Genomic DNA, 20,854 nt, shown 5'->3' with positions numbered 1-20,854 from the left:
GGATATCCTACCATTTTTAATATATGAAATTATCCCATTCTTTATAGGCCAATGCACATTTTATATTACGCTTTAATCTTACGGCGAGTAAATCCAAACAATGATCCTAATGCTACAAGGCATGCGCTTAATGCCATCATTGCTACGCTATTGGATGCTGTATTGGGTAGTTTTTCTCCTTTTACAGCTTGTTTCGCTACCTCTTTTTTCTCTAATTCATTCTTTTGTTGTGCCTTGATTGCTTCTTCTTTTTTTGCCATAGCTTGCTTTTCTTGCGCTTGTGCTGCTACTTCCTTTTTCTCTAATTCATTCTTTTGTTGTGCCTGGATTGCTGCTTCTTTTTTTGCTATAGCTTGCTTTTCTTGCGCCTGAGCTGCTTCTTCTTTTTTCGCCGTATCCTGCTGTACTTGTGCTACCTCTTCTTTTGTCATTGTTCCAGTAGACGCACTTGCCACTGAAGAATATCCTACTGATAGAAGTGCCATCGCACAAATTGGTAAAAGTTTCTTTTTCATTTTATGTCTCTCCTTAGTATACTTTTTTCACATCGCATCGGATGTATTCATAGAATATATCTGTTATGTAAATATGAGATGCAGATGAAATGGATTTTTCTTAAAGATTCAATTATCTTCAAGAAAGCAAACTTCCCTATACACACCTCTCTATTTACAGAATAAAAAGAGGCTGCCGAAAGTAGCTATTCAACTACTTTCGGCAGCCTCTTTTTCAAAATGTTTAAAACATAACGCCATTATCTTTAAATGAATACCAAGTACCATTAATCAAGTGTTTGCCCGTTGTCATTGTACCGTTAGATTTTAAATAATACCAATTTCCAGATTCTTGCAACCAACCTGTTTTCATCGTACCATTCGGATCCATATAATACCAACCTGTATCAGTTCTTACCCATCCAGTTGCCATTAATCCACGATGAATATAATACCACTCATTTTCTTCTTTTACCCAACCAGTTTTCATTGATCCATCTGGATTTGCATATACCCAGCGGTCTTTACCCTCTTCTATCCAACCAGTCTTCATAATGCCATCTTGACCTAAATAATAATCTCTTCCATTTACTCTAACATAATCGTTTTGCACCATCATTCCATCTATACAGTAATACCATTGTCCGTTATAACTTAACCAGCCTTCATGAGCTTTTCCATCTTTATCAAAGTAATACCATGCATCTCCAGTTTTTACCCATCCCGTTTTTTGTATAGCTTGTTCTTCTTTCGGGATAGCCTGATTCACATTTTCACTTGTTTCTCCATAAGAAACAGCAGGTACTAAAAACATTACAGACATTAAAACTAGCAAAATAATTTTTTTCATTTTTCCCAGTCTCCCAAATAATAATTTATTTTGGTTTCTACCTCTATAACCAAATTATATTACGAATTATAAAAACAAACAACACTTTTGTAATATAAATGTAATAATTTTATCACTTTTGTTACTTTGGTTATTTTTCTGTTACTATTTTTCTATTATATTCTCGAAATCAATATATATATATCCAATTTGATTTTCTAACATATAAATTGTGGCTATGAAGAACAGAAAGAGACTTTCACTCCTTTTCTCCTTCTGTTTTTATATGGCATGGGGCTAAAAAAGGCACTGACCGCTTCTACCTATGAGCGGATCCTCTCTCCCATCTAAAAGGAATGGTTTTATTTCATTTTTTCAATCCGTATTTATATAGATGTTTATCTTCACTAAAAAAGCATTGTAGATTCCCTCTACAATGCTTTTTCTGTGTCTCAGTATTTAATTGTTACTTTCACGTGAATTGAGAGTAAAAGGATCTGGATTAATAACTAATTGTCTTGGCTCAGTTTTCTTTAAGTGATTAGTGACGTTACACTTACTATGTTGAAAAGACCATGCTTTAATAGGGTTTGTGAAGATGATTCTTTGCTCTTTATTAGGGGTCTCTTCTTCAAATTTACAACTTTCGCTCCATTTACACCATTTCATTGTAAATTGTGAAGAAGAATGATCTTCTTCTCGATCAAACAAGTGCAAAAGGCTCGCCTCCTCATCTAGTATCATAGTGTTACTAGTCGATAACAAAGCAATGGTCATCCAACGTTTCTCCATTCCCTCCTACTCCTTTTCACATGTAATGCCTAAAGCGTATTTTACCTAAAATGTGCTTGCCTTTTACCTTACACCTATAAGTTTATCCAAAATGCCACTACTCCACTATCGATTTGTCTTACAAACCACCTTACATTTTTGTAAGAAACGAAAAAACCTTCATTTTTATAAATGAAGGTTTCAAGTCATTTTTTATCTATATATTCTTTCATATCATCTAATCCCGTTTCATACAACTGCAACAACATTCCATGAGAGATAGCACCAAGAACTAACGTCATCCCAATAAGTGAAACTCGAATAATTGGAATATCAATTATATAAGACAACATACCAAGAACGATTGTTAGAAGCAATGCTTTTATAAATGTAACACTTGTGTACTGTTTCTTTTTCATGATTATCACCCTTTGTGGAAGCGTTTTCTTAATGTAATTAGTATATCATATCATCAGACCTTTTTGTGGGGATTTTTGTAAAAACACTACTATTATAAAAATAAAGGACTTCCTCTAAGATACATCAAATTCTTTTTTACTTCCTCACCTCTAATCTCTAACCATGTTGGACGAAAAATAATACTCTATGTAGGACTTCTGCTCACCTATTCTATATATCCATTTTGATTTGTAGGCATATAATTCGTTGCTATGTTGAACAAAAAATGATCTGCACTCGTTCCTCTCCTTTTGTTTTCACTTGGCACGGGGCAGGAAGATGGTCTAACCGCTTCTATGCATGGACGGATGCCCTCTCCCACCTAAAAAGAATAATTTCATTTCTTTTTATTTGTATTTATATATTATGTTTATATCCGTTCACTACTTTCGTCATACAATATAAAAGAATCATATAAAACATAACTGGGATCATAATAATTCTTGGCTCTAGCATTAACTCTCCATAATAATAACTAATTAAATTTGCCCAGTCATTTAAGTATGGAAAATATATATTAAATTGATCATGAGCTTGCCCGGAAACGATTTTTGTACCCCCTAAAAATAATTTAAAAATGGAAAGATGTAACATAATTAATAATACTTGCACCATCTGTTCTCCAATTTGAAATATAATTTGTGGTTGCAATACTTTCATAATATGAGTTCGAAATACATGCCATCTGCTTCCTCCTAATAGGAAAGAACTGTTTACATATTCCTTATTCCAAAGCTGCTGCACTTCTTTTTGAAAAAATCGTGTCATTCCTGGAATTGCCACAACAACTAATACAAGAAATTGTATACATAGTAATTCTATATTTGTAACAATAGGTTTCGTTCGTAATTCATAAATGATGAACGGTGTAAGAAATAAAATACAAAATAACGTTTGTGGGAAAAATTGAAAACTAACAGTAATACGTTGTAAAAAAGAAACTCCCCACTTATCATTACGAATGCACAAGCTCATCAATAAAGAAATGATTACTCTAGCAACCGCCACAAAAAACGATATTAAAATTGTATACTTAGCTCCTTCTATTACTTTATAAAACAAATCTTCTCCTTCTCGATCCGTTCCAAACCAATGTTCAGAGGAAATGGAAAAAGGGGCCGCTTCAACAATTTCTCCTTTGTCATTGTAGCGATATTCCACTACCTTAGGTTCCTTCTGAAAATATGGAAGTGCAAAACTAATAATTAATAATAGAATAATAGGAAATAAGAAGTATATATAACGCTGTTTACGCATACAGCTTCCTCCTTAACCCATTCAATAACAATATCACTCCGTATATAGGTACGATAAACAGCATTAGCAAATAAACGATAACCGCTGGATCTTGACCGCTAATCAAAATTGAAAACAAACCTCTAATATGAAACATGTACTCAAAAACAAATAAACTCGTTATCAAAGCGAATAATATTGATTCCATATGATTCACAACTGAAATCACGATATTACTAACAATATGCTTACATAAAATATACAGACTACTAAAACCTTTCGCCTTCACAAACATAACATAATCTTTCTTCTGCTCCTCTTTTATAAGTAGCATTTGGAATTGAAATAAAGAAATGGTAGGTATAATAGCTAAAATGAGAATTGGCAATACAATCGATGAATTTTGCATTGTAGAGAATGGATGTAATGGTAAAACTCCGGTATACCTATATATACTTACCATTACAAGTTGAAGAGAAAAAATCAGGAAGATATCTGGAATCGTTTTAAGAAAAAACACAACTTCTTCTATCACTCTCTGGATATGCCTTGGTAAAATCGCCGCAATCATACTACATAAAAAAGAAGAACAGATAGAAACGATGAGCGCTCCAAATATAAGCACGAGCGAATATGCATATGGCTTAAAGATAAGTGGAAATAAGGGGAATTCCCTTTCTTGCATCTTAAATATTTGCACATTGTTTGAAACCGTCGCTACTTGTGTAGCTATTTTTATCTTTAACTCTTCTGGATGTATCAGTGCAGAGATAACATGTATACATTGTGTAAAAAAATGCTCTATATGTATCCCCACTTTCTTCCCCTCTATAAATAACATCGGAAGACTTACAATCGCTACAAATAGCAGAATCATAATAAATAATTGAAGAATGATTGAGGTTATTTTTTTTAGCATTCCATTCTCCTCTCAATTTCTCTAGTATGGACGGGTCATGAAAACTTCAAATTAGATTTTCATTTTATTTTATTCGGACTTTTCCAACATAAACCTTTAGCAAATATGTATTTTTCTTTTTTGACTTTTCCTCCTCAATCCTTTACAGTCGAAATGTTCACAAGTTTTACAACGTAGGAGGATCATAATGAAAATTGAAATAAAAGATACTTTAATTTCTGCTGAAGTATTACAAGCAAAAGTGAAAGAACTAGCACTGCAAATTGAGCGTGATTTTGAAGGAGAAGAAATCGTTGTTATCGCTGTATTAAAAGGTTCTTTCGTTTTTGCGGCTGATTTAATTCGTCACATTAAAAATGAAGTAACAATCGACTTTATCTCTGCCTCTAGTTACGGCAACCAAACTGAAACAACGGGGAAAGTTAAATTATTAAAAGATATCGATGTCAATATTACAGGTAAAAATGTAATTGTCGTAGAAGACATTATTGATTCTGGCTTAACACTTCACTTCTTAAAAGACCACTTCTTCATGCATAAACCAAAAGCATTAAAGTTCTGCACATTACTTGATAAACCAGAACGTCGTAAAGTTGATTTAAAAGCAGAGTATGTTGGCTTCCAAATTCCAGATGAATTTATTGTCGGATACGGCATCGACTGTGCAGAAAAATATCGTAATTTACCATATATCGCATCGGTTGTAACTGATAAATAAAAAACACAGACAACTTCCATCGGCTTTTGATGGAAGTTTATTTATATCATCTACTACTCGCAAAAAACAAAGGGAGAGATTAGAATGACACAGACAAAATTTAAAAAAGTTCTTCTCATCGTAAACCCAAAAGCAGGGCAAGGAGATTTACATACAAACTTATCCAAAATCGTTCCGCCGCTTGCTGCAGCTTTTCCTGATTTACGTATTCTTCATACAAAACAGCAAGGCGATGCAACAAAGTATTGTAGGGAGTTTGCAAATGAAGTTGATTTAATTGTCGTCTTTGGCGGTGATGGTACTGTCTTTGAATGTACGAATGGACTAGCACCGCTTAAAATCCGCCCAACACTTGCAATCATTCCAGGCGGGACGTGCAATGACTTCTCTCGTACACTTGGTGTTCCACAAAATATTGGTGAAGCAGCAAAACTAATTGTAAAAGGACACACAAAGCCCATTGACATTGCTAAAGCAAACGATCAACACTTCTTAAACTTTTGGGGAATTGGACTCGTTTCAGAAGTATCAAACAACATTGATGCTTCTGAAAAAGCAAAACTCGGGAAAATCGGTTACTATTTAAGTACAATCCGAACTGTCAAAAATGCTGAAACCTTCCCTGTGAAAATTACGTATGATCAGGAAGTATATGAAGATGAGGCTGTCCTTGTTATGGTTGGAAACGGTGAATATCTTGGTGGCATCCCTTCCTTCATTCCAAATGTAAAGTGTGATGATGGGGCACTTGATATCTTTGTTGTGAAGTCAACAGGAATCCAAGCATTCAAAGATTATATCGGAAAGAAACTATTTGAAGATACTAATAACAACGACATATTCCACGTGAAAGCAAAGTCCATTCATATTGAAACGAAAGAAGAAAAAGAAGTAGATACAGACGGAGAAAGCTCACTTCATACACCGTGCCAAATTGAATTATTGCCAGGACATTTTACGATGATTTATAATCCAGAACTAGTATAATAGATTCCTTGTTATACTTTGGTAATTTATAAAGTTCGCATTTTTATAAAATAAAGATTATAATTAAAAGTATAAAAGGTTGTTAACAAAAAACGTTAACAACCTTTTTATTTTTTTAGAAAAACTTTCCACTTTAGAGGAGTGATTATATGTATTGGAAAAGAAATAATAAGCCTGTCGAAGATCCAGAAGAAATCGCTGTATGGGAATGCCAAGCAGAAAGCTGCCGTGGATGGATGCGTAAAAACTTTTCTTTAGAAGAAGAACCAAAATGTCCTTTATGTAAAGGGGACATGAAGAGCGGCATACGCTTACTGCAAAAATTGTAGAGACTATGTTCCCTTTCCCCTATCTTCCTCAATTATGAAGTCAACTAAAGAGAAAACCCTCTTTCTCCTTATCTCCGCTATAACTACCTTGTCTAAATGTAAATCGAAAATAGATAATCAAAGAAAAGCAGCTATTGCTTACAATAAGCTGCTTTTTTCATTACTTCGCGCTCACAATCTTGTAATAAGAACAAACTGTTAAGAAGTAATACTCAATATAAGTTCTGCCTCTCTTGATTATACATAGGTGATTTTATTTATGCTTTAATTCTTTCAACTACTTCATCATGTACTCACGCGATTTTCTCCATCATAGTTTCACTAACATAAATAATCCGGATTATCTATCTCATTTCTTAATTATTCATTCATTTCTCTATCTGCAATTACTAATGGATTTTTCTTTTGCATATATAAATAAGAAACACTTACTATAACGACAATTACACCACCAAAATATATACCATACTTCGTCGCAAGTTCTACAATCGTCTCGATATGTTGTCCAAACAGAGAACCAAGTATAAAAAAAACCAACGTCCAGACAAATCCTGTCGTATATGAATACAAAGCATATGTTTGAAATCGCATGTTATTCATTCCCACTAAATAAGGTACAATATGTCTAACGACTGGTATAAAGTAACTTGTTACTAATGCATAATGTCCATATCTACTAATCATTTCTTTTGATCGCAGCAAATACTTTGCCTTTTTCCTTTTCATCAATCTATTAAGTACTTTTGTACCAAACATCTTTCCAAGTATATACCCTAAAGAAAGGCCTGACACCACACCTAAATAGGTTAACAAAAAGGCTGGAATTACACTTAATATGCCCATCGATGATACAAATCCACCGCTCATTACGATCATTTCATCTGGAATGGGCATGCCTACAATCCCGAGCCACAAACAAAAAAATAATGCCCCGTAACCATACGTCTCAATATAGGATAACAATTCATGTAATTCCATTACGTACATGCCTTTCTACAACTAAGAATATGTGCTGGAGGAAGATTCAGCCAAACTTTTTTTAGTGAAATTTCCTGAAAAAAGTTTTGAATAAATGCTTTCTTTGCAAGTGAATATTGAAATGTAATGAATTCACCATCCTCACTTAATGACTCCATGACGCTGGATAAAATGCGGGATGATACATCCCTTGGTAAAGACGTAAAGGGTAATCCTGATAATACATAATCAACCTTTTCTATTTGTAACTCCTTGATATATTTCTTTATGTTCTCAGCTGATCCATGTATAACTAAAATATTAGGATCGTCCTTAAACTGCTTCTGTAACTTTTTGAAAAACACTTCATTAATTTCAATCAAGATAAATATTGTATATTCTTTTTTTCTCTTTATAATCTCTTTCGTGAATGACCCTGTTCCAGGTCCTAATTCTAAAATGTACTTCGCTTCTTCAAAATTAATCGCGCCTACCATCTTTTTGGCTAATCTATTCGAACTAGGTGCGATTGCCCCAGTATTCTTTGGATGCTTCACAAATTCGGTTAAGAATGTAATAAGTTGCATTTCTAACCTCTCCCATTCATTCGGTATTGTTTAATATAGCTCCAAGTATAACGATCATTTTTTAAAAAATAGCATGGAAATTTCTTAAGATTTTATGAAGAAATAAAAAGGCCTTGCGCACATACGCAAAGCCTTCTCTCTATTTACTAACAAAATATCCAATTGTATAAATAATCCATAAATGAACAGGGTAGAAAATATAAAACATATATTTCGTGAACGCATTATTTAAACCACGCTCTCCGTTATATAGGAGAATAAATGGTAAAGCAAATACCATCATCCATTGGTTATTGAAGCCAAATAGCCCCATATCTGTGAAGATTTCTCCTTCCATAATTAAAGTCGGAACTTCAAATAATGAAAGTAATACATATGCTACAACTAACCAAACTTTTTTCTCTCTAAAGAAATAGAAAATTAAAGTCATTACTACACCAAATACACTTGCTTCTGTAAACACTCCAAGTGCAGCAGCAATAATCGCAACTGGAATCCCTACTAAATAGTTTTTTGTACGTTTTGTATAATCAATTGCACATAGTAAAACAATTCCAAGTCCTAATGATAAGAAAATATTATTGGATAGTCCTGTTTCCGTTGGGAATACATATTGAATAAGTGCTGAACCTGCGAACATAATCGCTGCCCACATAAATACACGAGTCGCATATTTTGTACGATTACGCGTATAGAAGAATCCTTCCACGACAAAATAGAAGAAAATCGGCGCTACAATGCGTCCAGGATGATGCATCCACATTGGCATACCCGGAATGTACGTATACACGTGGTCAATGACCATTAAGATCATTGCAAAAATCTTTAATTGAAAAGCATTTAACCTCATAAAAGTATAAGTCCTCCTTTTTTTAATACTTTCTTACTATAACGATTTCCTATTAGGAGGACTATCGACTTCTCTTACATTAACATTACACTTTTGTAAGATTTCCATAAAAAAACAGCCATCGCTCCTAGCGATAGCTGTCCCTTTCATTATTTCGCACTCACAATCTTATAATAAGAGCGAACTGTTAAGAAGTAATACCCAATATAAATCACACTATATACACCGATGCTCATCAATAATGGAATCAAGATTTCATATGGCATTAATGTTGATAATCCTTTTAATGCAAATAAGCTGTGGCAAATCCCGACTACTAATGGAATCGCAAAGATAAAGCTTACTTGTTTTGCAATTGCCTTTTTCATTTCTTGTTTTGTCACTCCGACTTTACGAAGTACGATATAACGATCACGGTCTGCATTTGCTTCTGTTAACTGCTTGAAGTAAATGATAGAACCTGTTGCGAGTAAGAACACTAGACCTAAGAATAGACCGATAAACATCATTAACCCTGTTGCTTCTAGCATACCGTGGAAGCCAGTATAGAAATCATTGAAAGGTAATGCAACTTCTGACTCTCCAGCCGGCATTACTTTCTTTAATTTCTCTGTCAGTACTTTACTATTGTTCTCGTCTTTTACATCTATATTTTTAACGATACGAGTACTAGAGACTGCCTTCACACTGTTATATACTTCATCTGGTACAACAACGAATAGTTCTCCTAAGTTCGTTATATTACGCCCTTCAGCACCTTGAATCGTTAATGTCTTCGTCTCATTTCCAATTGGGAATACTGCTTTATTCCCTTTATATATCGCACTAAATTCATGTCCTTCGATATACATGCCATCATATACAAAAGCTTCATTAGCAGCTAAATTTACTGCTTCAACATCCATTTGTTTTGCAATTTTATTAAATGCCGATTGCGATACAAGCTGATATTTCTCGGTAACTAAATAATTCGTATTCATGCCCATATCTGCTTTTTCGCCTTCAAACTTCCCTTTAACAGGAACCATCTCGATTTCAAATTGATTCGTTACCGAATGATTTTGCTTCTCTTCATTCAAAATTGCATTTACTTTATTATCAAGTGCCGCATCCTTTTTCTCGTAAGAATAACTGTACGGCGCATAATCTTTCGTTTGTTTAAATGTGTTGTAATACATCGTTACAGATGTACCAACCGCTGTTAATGTTACCGCACTTAATACTGCAATTGTTGCGAGTGATTTTGCATTTCCTTTAATACGATACAATAACTGAGACGTTGTTACCATGTTCATACCGTTATAGAAGGATGATTTCTTATGTCTTGCTCGTTTTAATACGAACACCGTAAAGAACATAAATAATAAGTACGTACCAAGTACAGTGGCAAGTAAAATATAAAATGCAACCATCATAAAGTCAGCATACTGCGCCGCCTTCATAAATGTCAGCGACAAGAAATAACCAGAACCAATTAAGAAAACTGAAATCAATGCCATAATCATTGAACCTTTAGGTATCGCTTCTCCTTCACGCTCCGCATGGAAAAGTTCAATTAGCTTAAAGCGATAGATTAAACGATATCCTTGAAGTGATGTATAAAGGATGATCACAAAAAAGATAATAGCTGTATCAATAATCGCAGCCATTGGTACTTCAAAGTGCACATTTAAGTTTAATCCCATCATGCTTACCAATAATTCAAGGAATAGCTTTGAAAGTACACTACCAATCGCAATCCCGATAACTAATGATATGAATCCCATTAGCATGTTTTCATAAAATAACATTTTACCAATTTGTTTTTTCCGAATGCCAAGCAGTGAATATAATCCAACTTCTTTTTTACGTTTCCGTGTGAAAAATCCGTTAGAGTATATAATGAATACTGCTACGAAAATAATAAGCATCACACTGGAAACCTGGAATGCACCGCTAATTTTCTTAGAACCTTCCGCTGCTTTTTCCATTTGTGAATTGTACTGAAGTGCCTTAAATGTAAAATAAATGACGATACTAAAGATCATCGATGCAAAATATAAAAAGTAATCTTTAAAGTTCCGCTGTATGTTGCGGAGGGCAATGCTAGATAACGTCATCCATTGCACCCCCGGAAATTGTGGACATCATGTCGACTACTTGTTGGAAGAATTGTTTACGTGTTAATTCCCCGCGGTGCAATTCTTTATATAACTCCCCATCTTTAATGAAGATAACTCGTTTACAATAACTTGCCGCAAAGGCATCGTGCGTTACCATTAAAATAGTTGAATTATCGTATTCATTTAATGACTTCATACTTTCTAATAAATCTGTTGCTGATTTAGAGTCAAGTGCTCCTGTTGGTTCGTCCCCAAAAATCATACTTGGATTTGTAACAATGGCACGCGATGCTGCGCAGCGCTGCTTCTGTCCACCAGATACTTGGTATGGGAATTGACTTAGAATATGATCAATGCCAAACTTCTTCGCAATCTCAAGAACGCGGCGATCAATTTCATTTGCTTTCACTTTTGATAACGCAAGTGGTAAGGCAATATTTTCTTTCACCGTTAACGTATCTAATAAGTTATAATCTTGGAAAATGAACCCTAAATGATCACGGCGGAACAATGCTAATTTATCATCATTCATTTTCACAATGTCTTTTCCATCAATTAAGATTTCACCGTTCGTTGCATTATCAATCGTAGAAAGAACATTTAAAAGAGTCGTTTTACCAGACCCAGAAGGTCCCATAATGCCAACAAACTCACCCTCTTGTACTTGTAAGTTAATGCCTTTTAACGCTTCAAATTTATTTCCACCTGTATCATAAACTTTTTTAATATTTTTCGCTTCTAATACTGTTTTCATCACTATATCCCTCTCTTCTTCTATTCTCTATTTTCACTATATCTAACTTCTACTCTTGCCACTATCGATGTTTCTTACACAAACATGACAGTTATGTAAGGCTACTTATATAATTACAAATTGAAACACCCATATAAAATCTAATCTTTAAATGGGAGGGAGTATCCGGCCATGCATAGAAGCGGTCAGTGCTTTTTTTAACCCCATCCCCTGTAAAAACAAAAGGAGAAAATGAGTGAAGATCTGCTTGTGTTATGCATAGCCGCAGTTTATATGTTGATAAATCAAAATGAATATATATAGTAGAAAAACATACATTTAACTTTATGAAATAACTACTTTGTTACTATAGCACCGGGATATCATACCATCCATTCATTCTCCTTACATGAACATTACATTTCTGTAAGGTAAAAAAATCTCCCCTACATAATTGTGCACGAAATGTCGGATGAGATAATTTCATTCTTGCTATTCTATTTACAAAGGAGGTCATAACATGGAATCGCTTAAAAATATGAATGCAGCCATACAGTATATTGAAGACAACCTTACTAACGATATTGACTTTAAAGAAGTAGCGAGGCTAGCTTTTTGCTCTGAATATCATTTTAAAAGGATGTTTTCCTTCCTTGCAGGTATGTCACTCTCAGAATATATCCGCTGTAGACGCCTTACTCTTGCAGCATTTGAGCTAAGAGATAGCAGTGTAAAAGTCATTGATATCGCTATGAAATATGGATATAACTCACCAGATTCTTTTTCACGTGCCTTTCAAAATCTGCATGGGATAACGCCATCAGAAGCTAAAAATAGTGGTCATTCTCTTAAAGCTTACTCACAAATGACCTTCCAGTTATCCATTAAAGGAGGAAATGAAATGAACTATCGAATCGAAGAAAAAGAGGCATTTCGCATCGTTGGCATACAAAAACGAGTACCAATTATTTTTAGCGGTGTAAATCCAGCAATCGCTTCTATGTGGAAAAGTTTAGACAGTCAATCGATCCACACATTAAAGACACTTTCGAATGTTGAGCCTACTGGACTCATTAGTGCTTCTACAAATTTTTCTGAAGGTAGGATGGAGGAAAAAGGAGAACTTGATCATTATATTGGAGTGGCAACAACAAAAGATTGCCCAGACCAATTCAAGCAACTTGAAGTCCCTGCCTCAACATGGGCCGTATTCGAAGCAATCGGACTGTTTCCTGATGCACTGCAAAATGTATGGGGACGTATTTATTCTGAATGGTTTCCATCTTCAAACTATGAACAAATGGAAGGCCCCGAAATTCTCTGGAATGAAAATAAAGATGTAACCTCGCCAACTTTTAAAAGTGAAATCTGGATTCCCGTTTTGAAAAAGTAAATCATGCATAAGATTAATAAAAGAAGCTATCCCAAAAGGTCGTTTTGAACTACCTTTTGGAGACAGCTTTTTTAGACTAACGTTTCACTTTATCCTTCTTTTAGACTCATTGTTATACAATACTGCAGTCATAATCAAAATCATTACAACAACTATAAAAGTAAACATCCTATAGTTCGATATCGTACCAGTACCTACTAACAAGGCAGGTATGACAGCCACAATCATGCCTCCAAACATACCAAGAACTGATCCCATACTTTGTTTCACCACTTGTGTTTCTGAAACCCAGTCATAATAACCAACTCGATTATTTATAAAAATTCCCCATACTGCTGAAAAAAATGAATATGTGATTGGAGTAATGAAGATTAAAATAGATGTCCAAATATCCGACTTTAAACCGATCATCATAAGAATAGCACTAATAATGGATGTAGGTATGCTTAGCGAAAGATTCATGAGAATTTTACTGTCATAAATCATTTTCGGTGTAATAGGGAGTGACTTGATAATCCATACGTTTTTCCCCTCGAGCGACAATGACACACACGTTGTACACGTCATTGCAATCATTGCCGAGACAACAAATGGAGCAATCTTTTGTAAAAGCGTTTCGATTCCAGGATACCCAATTAATTTGCTTGGTCCTACTATAACCACTGCAAGTGAGAAGATAACTGCCATAACAACTCCCATACCAATATTTATCACATATACTGTAGAAGAAAAGAAACGCTTCCGTTCTTTTTTATATAATGCAATTAATACTTTTTCTTTCTTCATCCGATCAATCTTGTAATTGGAACGCGTATGGTACGTAGAGATACCTGTATTGATTTGCTTATATTTGAAAGAGAGTATTTTCACAAAAAGATAATACCAAATAACTGATATGCCAACAAAAAAGATAAAAGCTACAATATTTGCATCAACAATTGCTTTTTGAAAAATGTTAGCTAACGGATACACTTTAGCTAATCCCTCTGAAACAATTGCTCCAATCCCTTCTAAATCAGTAAAACTATATTTCGTATTTCCCTGCTTGAACATAAAGTAACCAAAGCTAATCATTGCTATAAAACTTAGAATGGTAGTGACTTTATTTGCATGTCTAAATTTAGAGGCAATTGCCGTAATACATGCTCCAAAAATTGCTGCAATTGTTGTTGGGATTAAAGATACTGTAAATAACGTAATGAACCACATCAAGTAGAAAGAAACTGATGGCTTCTCATATATGCAATAAACAACGCCCATCGGCAGCATAATAATCATTGAAAAGAGCGTATTTAGCACGTATAAATACAAAAATCTACTAGCTATAATTGTATCTACATGAATCGGTAAAGACATCACAAAATCATAATCCTTAAAAGCAAAAATCTCGCCATTTGCCTTAAACATAGTAAAAAATAAAACTAATATACTGCTAATAACAAATGCATAAACCGGAATGACTTCTCCTATCCCAAGTTTTATCAATCCATATGCCGCGCTGCCACAATACAACATCAACATAACAGCAACTAAAGCAATTGATACTGAAATTAAAATTTTATTCTGCTTCTTTTTCTTATCTTTTTCATACTTAAAAGTATTAAGGCCAAGCTGCGTTATGAGACGGATTTTTAAAAGGGCTATCGTATTATTTTTCATCAGCAAGCACCTTCATAAAGAGCTCTTCCAATGAATGTTCCTTTATGAGAGACTTTACTTCCCCTGAGATTGCTAGTTTTCCTTTATTGATTATCGCTATCTTATTGCATAACTTTTCTGCCACATCTAGTACATGAGTAGAAAAGAAAATGGCACTACCTGATTCGCAAAGCTTCTTCATAATCCCCTTAAGTACAACAGCCGCCTTGGGATCAAGACCAACAAAAGGCTCATCTAAAACTAATAATTTTGGATGATGCACAACTGCTGATATAATCGCTACTTTTTGTTTCATACCGTGTGAATAGGAAGATATTAAATCGCCCAAATATGGTGTAATCTCAAAAGCATCCCCATATTTTTGTATCCGTTCTTCTCTGTCTTTTGCCGATACCCCAAAAACATCCGCAACAAAGTTCAAATATTGAATTCCTGTTAATTGTTCATATAAATCTGGATTATCAGGAATGTACGCCATGATTTTCTTACATGCAATCGGGTCCTTTTTTACTGAATGCCCATCAACAAAAATTTCTCCCTCTTCGAAATCTATAACACCTACTAGTGACTTAATTGTCGTACTTTTCCCAGCACCGTTATGTCCGATAAAACCGAAAATATCTCCTGCTTGAACAGTTAAACTCAAATCATCTACTGCTTTTTTGCCACCTTTGTAGGTTTTGCTGAAATTTATAATTTCTAACATACTCTCTCCCCCAAACGATCTTGATTCATATAAAATTGGCGTAACCTTTTCTTGTACGCTATTCCCCTAGCACCCCTAACTAATAATCCAATATCAATACTATTATTTTTTAAATATTCAGAAACAAAAACAAGAATTATACGTAGTAAGACTACATTCCTACTACGTATAATCGATTACAAACTCCCTTAAAGAGTAGTACCTTTCGTTTACAATTGCATTCCCCTTTTATATAAAATGTAAGAGTATAAATTCGTCAGCACTACAGCAATTAATATCATTGTAAGCATCATATATGATCTCCAATCAGCTGGCAGGGCGATACTTACGATCATCATAAGTCCTAAAGCTACAAATACTTTGCCGCTAAAGCGGTGTGTTTTCCGCCAAACTTCTTCATTACTGAGTGTCCATGGATTACGCATGCCAACGAAGAAGTTCGGTTTACATTGTGGTAAATAGTTACCGATGACCAAAAATAATATACCTACAATCAATTCTGGTACTTGATTAATGAATAAATTATGCCCTAAACCATTTGTGATGATATCTATGTTTCCTATAAATAAAACAACTAGCAATCCATTATTAATCATCATCAAAGCTTTAGAAAACTTTTCATAGTTTTCTTTCTTAGGATCAATCTTCTGTAAAACATTTAGAAACACATAACAACCAATCATGATACCAACCATAGACATCATTCCCGTTAATTTCGATGAAAATCCATCAGCAGTACCGCCATTCCAATGCGTTGCAATTGTATTTGGTAAATGAGGCCAAGAAATTGCCCATGCTAAACATGTCGTAAGAATTAATATGATTGCAAAAAGATGTTTCTTCATTTCCCCTCTCCCCCTTTATTCGTAAACGTAAACACCCATGTTAATAAATCTTGAAAAACAGTTGTGTTTAATGAATACACAACAAATTGCCCTCTTTTCTCATCTTGAATGAGTTCAGCGTTTTTGAGCGCATTTAAATGATGCGAAATACTTGGCTTTGTCATATTGAACTGTTCGGCAATTTCCCCTGCTGTTAAATCGCCTTCTTTTAATAAATCTAATATTTTTCGCCTTGTTGGATCTGCTAATGCTTTAAATGCTTGATTCAATGTCTTTCTTCCTTTCAACAATTAGACATTTAGATATTTATCTAAATATTAAATCAAAAACTACATATTGTCAATTATATCCATAGTCCTTTTTACTTTTTCCACTTTTGCCTATACTGTTTACTAGCTCTCGTTTCAAGGTAATGAAAAGACAAGAAACACATGGTACACTATAGCTACAATTGTTTTTTAGGAGGAATATATTCATGTATAAAATTTTAATCGTTGAAGACGATCCAAATATCTCATCTTTACTACAATCTCATATTCAAAAATACGGTTACGAAGCAGTTGTTGCGGAGAACTTTGATGATATTATGGAATCGTTTAACGCAGTTAAGCCACACCTTGTTTTATTAGATGTAAACTTACCGAAATTCGATGGATTCTACTGGTGCCGTCAAATTCGTCATGAATCTACTTGCCCAATTATTTTCATTTCCGCTCGTGCTGGTGAAATGGAACAAATTATGGCGATTGAAAGCGGTGCGGATGATTATATTACAAAACCGTTCCACTACGATGTTGTTATGGCGAAAATTAAAGGTCAATTACGCCGTATTTACGGTGACTATGCACCAAATATTTCAGAGCGAATTGTTGAAGTGGAAGGATTAAAATTATTCCCTGAACGACCAGAAATTCATTTTGGAACACAGCAAGTTCTCCTTACAAAAAAAGAAGCAATCTTAGCTGAAATGCTTTTATCTAAATTCCCACGTACTGCGAGCCGTGAAGATTTATTAGCTGCACTTTGGGACGATGAAAGTTTCGTTGAAGAAAATACATTAAACGTAAACATTACACGTCTTCGTAAAAAATTTAATGAGCTTGGTATTGAAAATGCAATTGAAACAGTACGCGGATTAGGGTATCGTTTTAACGCAACTTGGAGTGAATAAGCATGAAGTTATTTTTGCGTGATCATTTTGCATTTTTTCTATTATATGCATTAAACTTCGGTATCATTTTTATTCTCTATGATGCAGTAGATGGATTCCAAAACAATAAGTTCTACTTTATTGTATTGAGCTTATATTTATTTATTTGCTTCCTCGCTTATCGTTATGTTCGTAATCGCAGAATGTATCATAGGTTGAGTGAGCCCCCAGAAAAAATGGAAGATGCGTTTATTGAAAGAGCGACTGCTCCTATGCCGCACGGCGTCAACGAACTTGTTAGGGCGCAGTATCGTCTATTCCAAAAAGAACTACAAACATATGAAGTAAAGCAACAAGAACATCAATTATTCATTAACCACTGGGTGCATCAAATGAAAACACCGGTTTCTGTTATGCAGCTTATGGTTCTCGAAATGGAAGATGAACATCTCATTCCTAAGTTTAAAAAGGAACTAGAAAGATTAAATCAAGGGCTAGATATGGCATTATATATGGCAAGACTTAATAACTTCCATGAGGATTTTCATGTAGAAACTCTTTCACTAAAAGATGCTGTAACGAAAAACATTAATGGCTTAAAGGAACTCTTTATTCGTAACGGTGTATTTCCAGTTCTAGAAGTTCATTCTGATCTTAAGGTTGCTTCTGATGCAAAGTGGCTGAAATTCATCATTTATCAATTAATGACGAATGCCGTTCGTTATTCTGGTGAACGCGGAAAGAAAGTCTTCTTGTCTGGCTATCGAAACGGAAAAGATATTATTCTAGAAGTTCGTGATGAAGGTGTTGGTATACCGCAAGAAGATATTCGAAGAGTATTTGAGCCATTTTATACTGGGAAAAATGGCCGTACATTCGGAGAATCAACTGGTATGGGACTTTATATTGTGAGTAAAATCTGCTCTTATTTAGGTCATTCTGTCAAATTAGATTCCGAGGTCGGTAAAGGAACAAGTATTAAAATCATCTTCCATAACGCTGTAAATAATCAAGCAGATGAACCTAGGAAGGTGACAGAGCAATGAACATAACACATTTCAGCAAAATGTATGAGAACTCAATCTCATACATTTTTTGCAGCATGACTCAAATGATATCTTCTATCTGGAGGTATACATCATGACATTTTGGCAGTTTGCATTTAAAAACGTAACGCGAAACTCAAGAGCTTATTTCGCCTACTTTGTAAGCAGCGCGTTTTCCATTGCTGTATTCTTTTCATTTGCAGTGTATTTATTTCATCCCCGGTTACAGAATTCTAGCGTAGTTGATGGAATTTCAGGATTAATGATATTTTCAGAAGTAGTCATTGTGTTCTTCTCATTTTTCTTCTTGCTTTATTCCATCGGCACCTTTTTAAAAGTTCGAAAAAAACAATTTGGCGTGTTAACCGTTTTAGGAATATCAAGAAAACAATTGAAACGCCTTGTTTTTATGGAAAATATGTTAATTGGATTACTATCCATCTTCTTTGGCATTCAATTTGGACTTGTATTTTCACAATTTTTCTTATTGGTAACAGCGAAAATTACATATGCTCCTGGACTCTATTTATATTGGCCAACAAAAGCGATTATTTTAACAGCAACAATCTTTCTCGGACTCTTTATCATTGTGTCAGCTTTCACGCCTACGCTCATTCGAACAAGAAAAGCAGTGCGCCTTCTAAAAGAAGGAAATGTGAAACAAAAAGAACGAAAGCCATCGATTCTCATTTCTCTGTTTGGTGCCATATGTTTAATATCAGGTTATGTACTAGCTGGAAACCCTAAATACTTTTTATCACTCGGTTCAGACATAGGAGCTCTATACATGGTTTCTAGTGTTTTCGTTATTCCATCACTCGTTGCGATCGGAACTTATCTTTTCTTTTCTCAAATTAGTTTTCTGCTCATTCGCATATTAAAAAAGCGAAGAAAATTTTATATGAAACGAATTAATATGCTTTGGATTTCAGATTTAGCAAGCCGCATTCGGACAAATATTAATATGTTATTTATTGTCGCGATGCTATCTACCCTTGCATTTACAATGATTACATTCATATATGGATTTGGAAAGTTTATGAAATTTGATGTTACCAACAATAGTCCATTTCCATTCACCTATCTTTCATACGACGCCAATCCCCTTGTCACGCAGCATATGGACTGGTTCGAAAAACGGCTTAGTGAAGAACAATTTTCATATAAGAAGTTCAAAACAGATGTATATGCAGTTTCATTACAAAAGGATGAATTCACTCCCTATGAACAAGAAGCATATGTATTAAAAGAAAGTGATTATAACAAACTGGCGACTGCTTTACATCATAAACAACTTTTTGTAAAAAAGAATGAAACATATATATTACCTGGATATGGATATCAAAACATATTGAGTCCAATGCAAGAAGAATTTAAACGAACAAGCGTCACACTATCTCAAAATGCACTTACATTACATGTAAAAAGTTACGAAACCATTAACGTGATACCAACTGGCTGGACATCACAAGTACTGATTTTATCTGATGATACAGTACATGCTTTATCAAATAATATGAAACATATGACGCTTTATAATTTTCAAGTAAACGACTGGGAAAAGACAAATGAAATCGCTGCGGAGTATCTTGATAAATTTGCAAAAGATCGAAGAAACATCCCATCTGAAGAACCATTATTTATCATGAACGAAGCGAGTAACACGCTATACGAGATTAAATTAGGTGCCGCTTCATTCTTCTTAATCGGTACGTTCCTAGGTGTCATTTTCTTCATTGGAGCGGGAAGTGTCCTTTACTTCCGAATGTATACGGATTTAACAAACGAACAAGAAAAATATATTACCGTTACAAAAATTGGTTTAACAGAATCAGAGATGAAGCGTTCAGCAACCATTCAGCTTGCGATTTTATTCTTTGTTCCCTATATTATGGCATCTATTCATACGATGTTTGCCGCAAAAATGTTACAAGAGATCATGGATCTCTCTTTATTTGCTGAAGTAACTGTTGTTCTTATGATTTTTGGAACGGTTGAAATCATCTTTTTCTTGTTAATTCGTTCCCTATATATGCAAAAATTATCACAGCATATTAAGTTTTAAGAAATAGAAAGGTGAGTTT

General features: G+C 34.4%; 22 protein-coding genes. 7 read left to right on the top strand and 15 right to left on the bottom strand.

Going from position 1 to position 20,854, the window contains the following annotated elements; all coding sequences use genetic code 11:
• Positions 1-65 precede the first annotated feature (65 nt).
• From AAIE21_RS24590 to AAIE21_RS24565, 6 genes are all read right to left on the bottom strand, one after another.
• Positions 66-515, bottom strand: coding sequence for an LPXTG cell wall anchor domain-containing protein (locus AAIE21_RS24590; protein ID WP_343269164.1), 450 nt, complete (start codon positions 513-515; stop codon positions 66-68).
• 223 nt (positions 516-738) lie between these two features.
• Positions 739-1,344, bottom strand: a complete 606-nt coding sequence (locus AAIE21_RS24585) for a PspC-like choline-binding domain-containing protein (protein WP_343269163.1) — start codon at positions 1,342-1,344, stop codon at positions 739-741.
• A 438-nt stretch (positions 1,345-1,782) separates the two neighbouring features.
• Positions 1,783-2,115: a hypothetical protein gene (locus AAIE21_RS24580; RefSeq protein WP_343269162.1), complete on the bottom strand. Its 333-nt coding sequence runs from the start codon at positions 2,113-2,115 to the stop codon at positions 1,783-1,785.
• 185 nt (positions 2,116-2,300) lie between these two features.
• A complete protein-coding gene (locus tag AAIE21_RS24575) occupies positions 2,301-2,513 on the bottom strand; it encodes a hypothetical protein (RefSeq protein ID WP_343269161.1) in 213 nt (70 codons plus the stop codon).
• A 397-nt stretch (positions 2,514-2,910) separates the two neighbouring features.
• Complete coding sequence (locus AAIE21_RS24570; RefSeq protein WP_343269160.1) at positions 2,911-3,810, bottom strand: ABC transporter permease subunit; 900 nt, start codon at positions 3,808-3,810, stop codon at positions 2,911-2,913.
• On the bottom strand, positions 3,803-4,708 hold the full coding sequence (locus AAIE21_RS24565) for an ABC transporter permease subunit (RefSeq protein ID WP_343269159.1): 906 nt from the start codon (positions 4,706-4,708) through the stop codon (positions 3,803-3,805). Before AAIE21_RS24565 ends, AAIE21_RS24570 begins: the two co-directional genes overlap by 8 nt.
• Positions 4,709-4,895: 187 nt before the next feature.
• Between AAIE21_RS24565 and hpt the strand changes: the two genes are divergently transcribed.
• The 3 genes from hpt to AAIE21_RS24550 all read left to right on the top strand — a co-directional run bounded on the left by hpt (position 4,896) and on the right by AAIE21_RS24550 (position 6,742).
• Positions 4,896-5,426, top strand: a complete 531-nt coding sequence (hpt, locus tag AAIE21_RS24560) for a hypoxanthine phosphoribosyltransferase (RefSeq protein WP_343269158.1) — start codon at positions 4,896-4,898, stop codon at positions 5,424-5,426.
• Between the two features lie 84 nt (positions 5,427-5,510).
• Positions 5,511-6,413 carry a diacylglycerol/lipid kinase family protein gene (locus tag AAIE21_RS24555; RefSeq protein ID WP_343269157.1) on the top strand — a complete coding sequence of 301 codons (903 nt, stop codon included), beginning with the start codon at positions 5,511-5,513 and terminating at the stop codon, positions 6,411-6,413.
• 149 nt (positions 6,414-6,562) lie between these two features.
• A complete protein-coding gene (locus tag AAIE21_RS24550) occupies positions 6,563-6,742 on the top strand; it encodes a cold-shock protein (protein ID WP_343269156.1) in 180 nt (59 codons plus the stop codon).
• A gap of 360 nt (positions 6,743-7,102) precedes the next feature.
• Here the strand turns inward: AAIE21_RS24550 and AAIE21_RS24545 are convergent, their stop codons facing one another.
• From AAIE21_RS24545 to AAIE21_RS24525, 5 genes are all read right to left on the bottom strand, one after another.
• Complete coding sequence (locus AAIE21_RS24545; RefSeq protein WP_343269155.1) at positions 7,103-7,720, bottom strand: DedA family protein; 618 nt, start codon at positions 7,718-7,720, stop codon at positions 7,103-7,105.
• The gene (locus tag AAIE21_RS24540; RefSeq protein ID WP_343269154.1) at positions 7,720-8,286 is read right to left on the bottom strand and encodes a class I SAM-dependent methyltransferase; all 567 of its coding nucleotides are present in this window, start codon (positions 8,284-8,286) and stop codon (positions 7,720-7,722) included. Before AAIE21_RS24540 ends, AAIE21_RS24545 begins: the two co-directional genes overlap by 1 nt.
• Before the next feature lie 139 nt (positions 8,287-8,425).
• Entirely contained in the window at positions 8,426-9,136 is a 711-nt protein-coding gene (locus AAIE21_RS24535; protein ID WP_343269153.1) for a TraX family protein, read from the bottom strand.
• Positions 9,137-9,285: 149 nt separating this feature from the next.
• A complete protein-coding gene (locus tag AAIE21_RS24530) occupies positions 9,286-11,235 on the bottom strand; it encodes an ABC transporter permease (protein WP_343269152.1) in 1,950 nt (649 codons plus the stop codon).
• Positions 11,222-11,992, bottom strand: a complete 771-nt coding sequence (locus AAIE21_RS24525; RefSeq protein WP_343269151.1) for an ABC transporter ATP-binding protein — start codon at positions 11,990-11,992, stop codon at positions 11,222-11,224. Before AAIE21_RS24525 ends, AAIE21_RS24530 begins: the two co-directional genes overlap by 14 nt.
• Positions 11,993-12,491: 499 nt before the next feature.
• Here AAIE21_RS24525 and AAIE21_RS24520 point away from each other — a divergent pair, with 499 nt between their 5' ends.
• On the top strand, positions 12,492-13,364 hold the full coding sequence (locus tag AAIE21_RS24520) for an AraC family transcriptional regulator (protein ID WP_343269150.1): 873 nt from the start codon (positions 12,492-12,494) through the stop codon (positions 13,362-13,364).
• Positions 13,365-13,448: 84 nt separating this feature from the next.
• Here the strand turns inward: AAIE21_RS24520 and AAIE21_RS24515 are convergent, their stop codons facing one another.
• The 4 genes from AAIE21_RS24515 to AAIE21_RS24500 all read right to left on the bottom strand — a co-directional run bounded on the left by AAIE21_RS24515 (position 13,449) and on the right by AAIE21_RS24500 (position 16,843).
• On the bottom strand, positions 13,449-15,023 hold the full coding sequence (locus tag AAIE21_RS24515) for a putative ABC transporter permease subunit (protein ID WP_343269149.1): 1,575 nt from the start codon (positions 15,021-15,023) through the stop codon (positions 13,449-13,451).
• A complete protein-coding gene (locus AAIE21_RS24510) occupies positions 15,013-15,729 on the bottom strand; it encodes an ABC transporter ATP-binding protein (protein WP_336450581.1) in 717 nt (238 codons plus the stop codon). The genes AAIE21_RS24515 and AAIE21_RS24510 overlap by 11 nt, the downstream gene beginning before the upstream one ends.
• Positions 15,730-15,938: 209 nt before the next feature.
• Positions 15,939-16,574 carry an SdpI family protein gene (locus tag AAIE21_RS24505; RefSeq protein WP_343269148.1) on the bottom strand — a complete coding sequence of 212 codons (636 nt, stop codon included), beginning with the start codon at positions 16,572-16,574 and terminating at the stop codon, positions 15,939-15,941.
• Entirely contained in the window at positions 16,571-16,843 is a 273-nt protein-coding gene (locus tag AAIE21_RS24500) for an autorepressor SdpR family transcription factor (protein WP_097836188.1), read from the bottom strand. Before AAIE21_RS24500 ends, AAIE21_RS24505 begins: the two co-directional genes overlap by 4 nt.
• Positions 16,844-17,049: 206 nt before the next feature.
• On the opposite strand from AAIE21_RS24500, the gene AAIE21_RS24495 reads away from it, so the two are divergent.
• From AAIE21_RS24495 to AAIE21_RS24485, 3 genes are all read left to right on the top strand, one after another.
• Complete coding sequence (locus AAIE21_RS24495; protein WP_343269147.1) at positions 17,050-17,745, top strand: response regulator transcription factor; 696 nt, start codon at positions 17,050-17,052, stop codon at positions 17,743-17,745.
• A 2-nt stretch (positions 17,746-17,747) separates the two neighbouring features.
• Complete coding sequence (locus AAIE21_RS24490) at positions 17,748-18,770, top strand: sensor histidine kinase (RefSeq protein ID WP_343269146.1); 1,023 nt, start codon at positions 17,748-17,750, stop codon at positions 18,768-18,770.
• Between the two features lie 94 nt (positions 18,771-18,864).
• A complete protein-coding gene (locus tag AAIE21_RS24485) occupies positions 18,865-20,835 on the top strand; it encodes an FtsX-like permease family protein (protein ID WP_343269145.1) in 1,971 nt (656 codons plus the stop codon).
• Positions 20,836-20,854 lie beyond the last annotated feature (19 nt).

Origin of the sequence: Paenibacillus sp. 102 (assembly GCF_039549175.1) — a bacterium.
Taxonomy (GTDB): Bacteria; Bacillota; Bacilli; order Bacillales; family Bacillaceae_G; genus Bacillus_A.
The sequence above is the reverse complement of the archived record's forward strand: the minus strand, read 5'-3'. Positions and strand labels throughout refer to the sequence as shown.

Bases quoted from the DNA above. Each gene is read 5' to 3' on its own strand.
- AAIE21_RS24590 (WP_343269164.1), bottom strand. From the start codon at position 515: ATGAAAAAGAAACTTTTACCAATTTGTGCGATGGCACTTCTATCAGTA.
- AAIE21_RS24585 (WP_343269163.1), bottom strand. From the start codon at position 1,344: ATGAAAAAAATTATTTTGCTAGTTTTAATGTCTGTAATGTTTTTAGTA.
- AAIE21_RS24580 (WP_343269162.1), bottom strand. From the start codon at position 2,115: ATGGAGAAACGTTGGATGACCATTGCTTTGTTATCGACTAGTAACACT.
- AAIE21_RS24575 (WP_343269161.1), bottom strand. From the start codon at position 2,513: ATGAAAAAGAAACAGTACACAAGTGTTACATTTATAAAAGCATTGCTT.
- AAIE21_RS24570 (WP_343269160.1), bottom strand. From the start codon at position 3,810: ATGCGTAAACAGCGTTATATATACTTCTTATTTCCTATTATTCTATTA.
- AAIE21_RS24565 (WP_343269159.1), bottom strand. From the start codon at position 4,708: ATGCTAAAAAAAATAACCTCAATCATTCTTCAATTATTTATTATGATT.
- hpt (WP_343269158.1), top strand. From the start codon at position 4,896: ATGAAAATTGAAATAAAAGATACTTTAATTTCTGCTGAAGTATTACAA.
- AAIE21_RS24555 (WP_343269157.1), top strand. From the start codon at position 5,511: ATGACACAGACAAAATTTAAAAAAGTTCTTCTCATCGTAAACCCAAAA.
- AAIE21_RS24550 (WP_343269156.1), top strand. From the start codon at position 6,563: ATGTATTGGAAAAGAAATAATAAGCCTGTCGAAGATCCAGAAGAAATC.
- AAIE21_RS24545 (WP_343269155.1), bottom strand. From the start codon at position 7,720: ATGGAATTACATGAATTGTTATCCTATATTGAGACGTATGGTTACGGG.
- AAIE21_RS24540 (WP_343269154.1), bottom strand. From the start codon at position 8,286: ATGCAACTTATTACATTCTTAACCGAATTTGTGAAGCATCCAAAGAAT.
- AAIE21_RS24535 (WP_343269153.1), bottom strand. From the start codon at position 9,136: ATGAGGTTAAATGCTTTTCAATTAAAGATTTTTGCAATGATCTTAATG.
- AAIE21_RS24530 (WP_343269152.1), bottom strand. From the start codon at position 11,235: ATGACGTTATCTAGCATTGCCCTCCGCAACATACAGCGGAACTTTAAA.
- AAIE21_RS24525 (WP_343269151.1), bottom strand. From the start codon at position 11,992: ATGAAAACAGTATTAGAAGCGAAAAATATTAAAAAAGTTTATGATACA.
- AAIE21_RS24520 (WP_343269150.1), top strand. From the start codon at position 12,492: ATGGAATCGCTTAAAAATATGAATGCAGCCATACAGTATATTGAAGAC.
- AAIE21_RS24515 (WP_343269149.1), bottom strand. From the start codon at position 15,023: ATGAAAAATAATACGATAGCCCTTTTAAAAATCCGTCTCATAACGCAG.
- AAIE21_RS24510 (WP_336450581.1), bottom strand. From the start codon at position 15,729: ATGTTAGAAATTATAAATTTCAGCAAAACCTACAAAGGTGGCAAAAAA.
- AAIE21_RS24505 (WP_343269148.1), bottom strand. From the start codon at position 16,574: ATGAAGAAACATCTTTTTGCAATCATATTAATTCTTACGACATGTTTA.
- AAIE21_RS24495 (WP_343269147.1), top strand. From the start codon at position 17,050: ATGTATAAAATTTTAATCGTTGAAGACGATCCAAATATCTCATCTTTA.
- AAIE21_RS24490 (WP_343269146.1), top strand. From the start codon at position 17,748: ATGAAGTTATTTTTGCGTGATCATTTTGCATTTTTTCTATTATATGCA.
- AAIE21_RS24485 (WP_343269145.1), top strand. From the start codon at position 18,865: ATGACATTTTGGCAGTTTGCATTTAAAAACGTAACGCGAAACTCAAGA.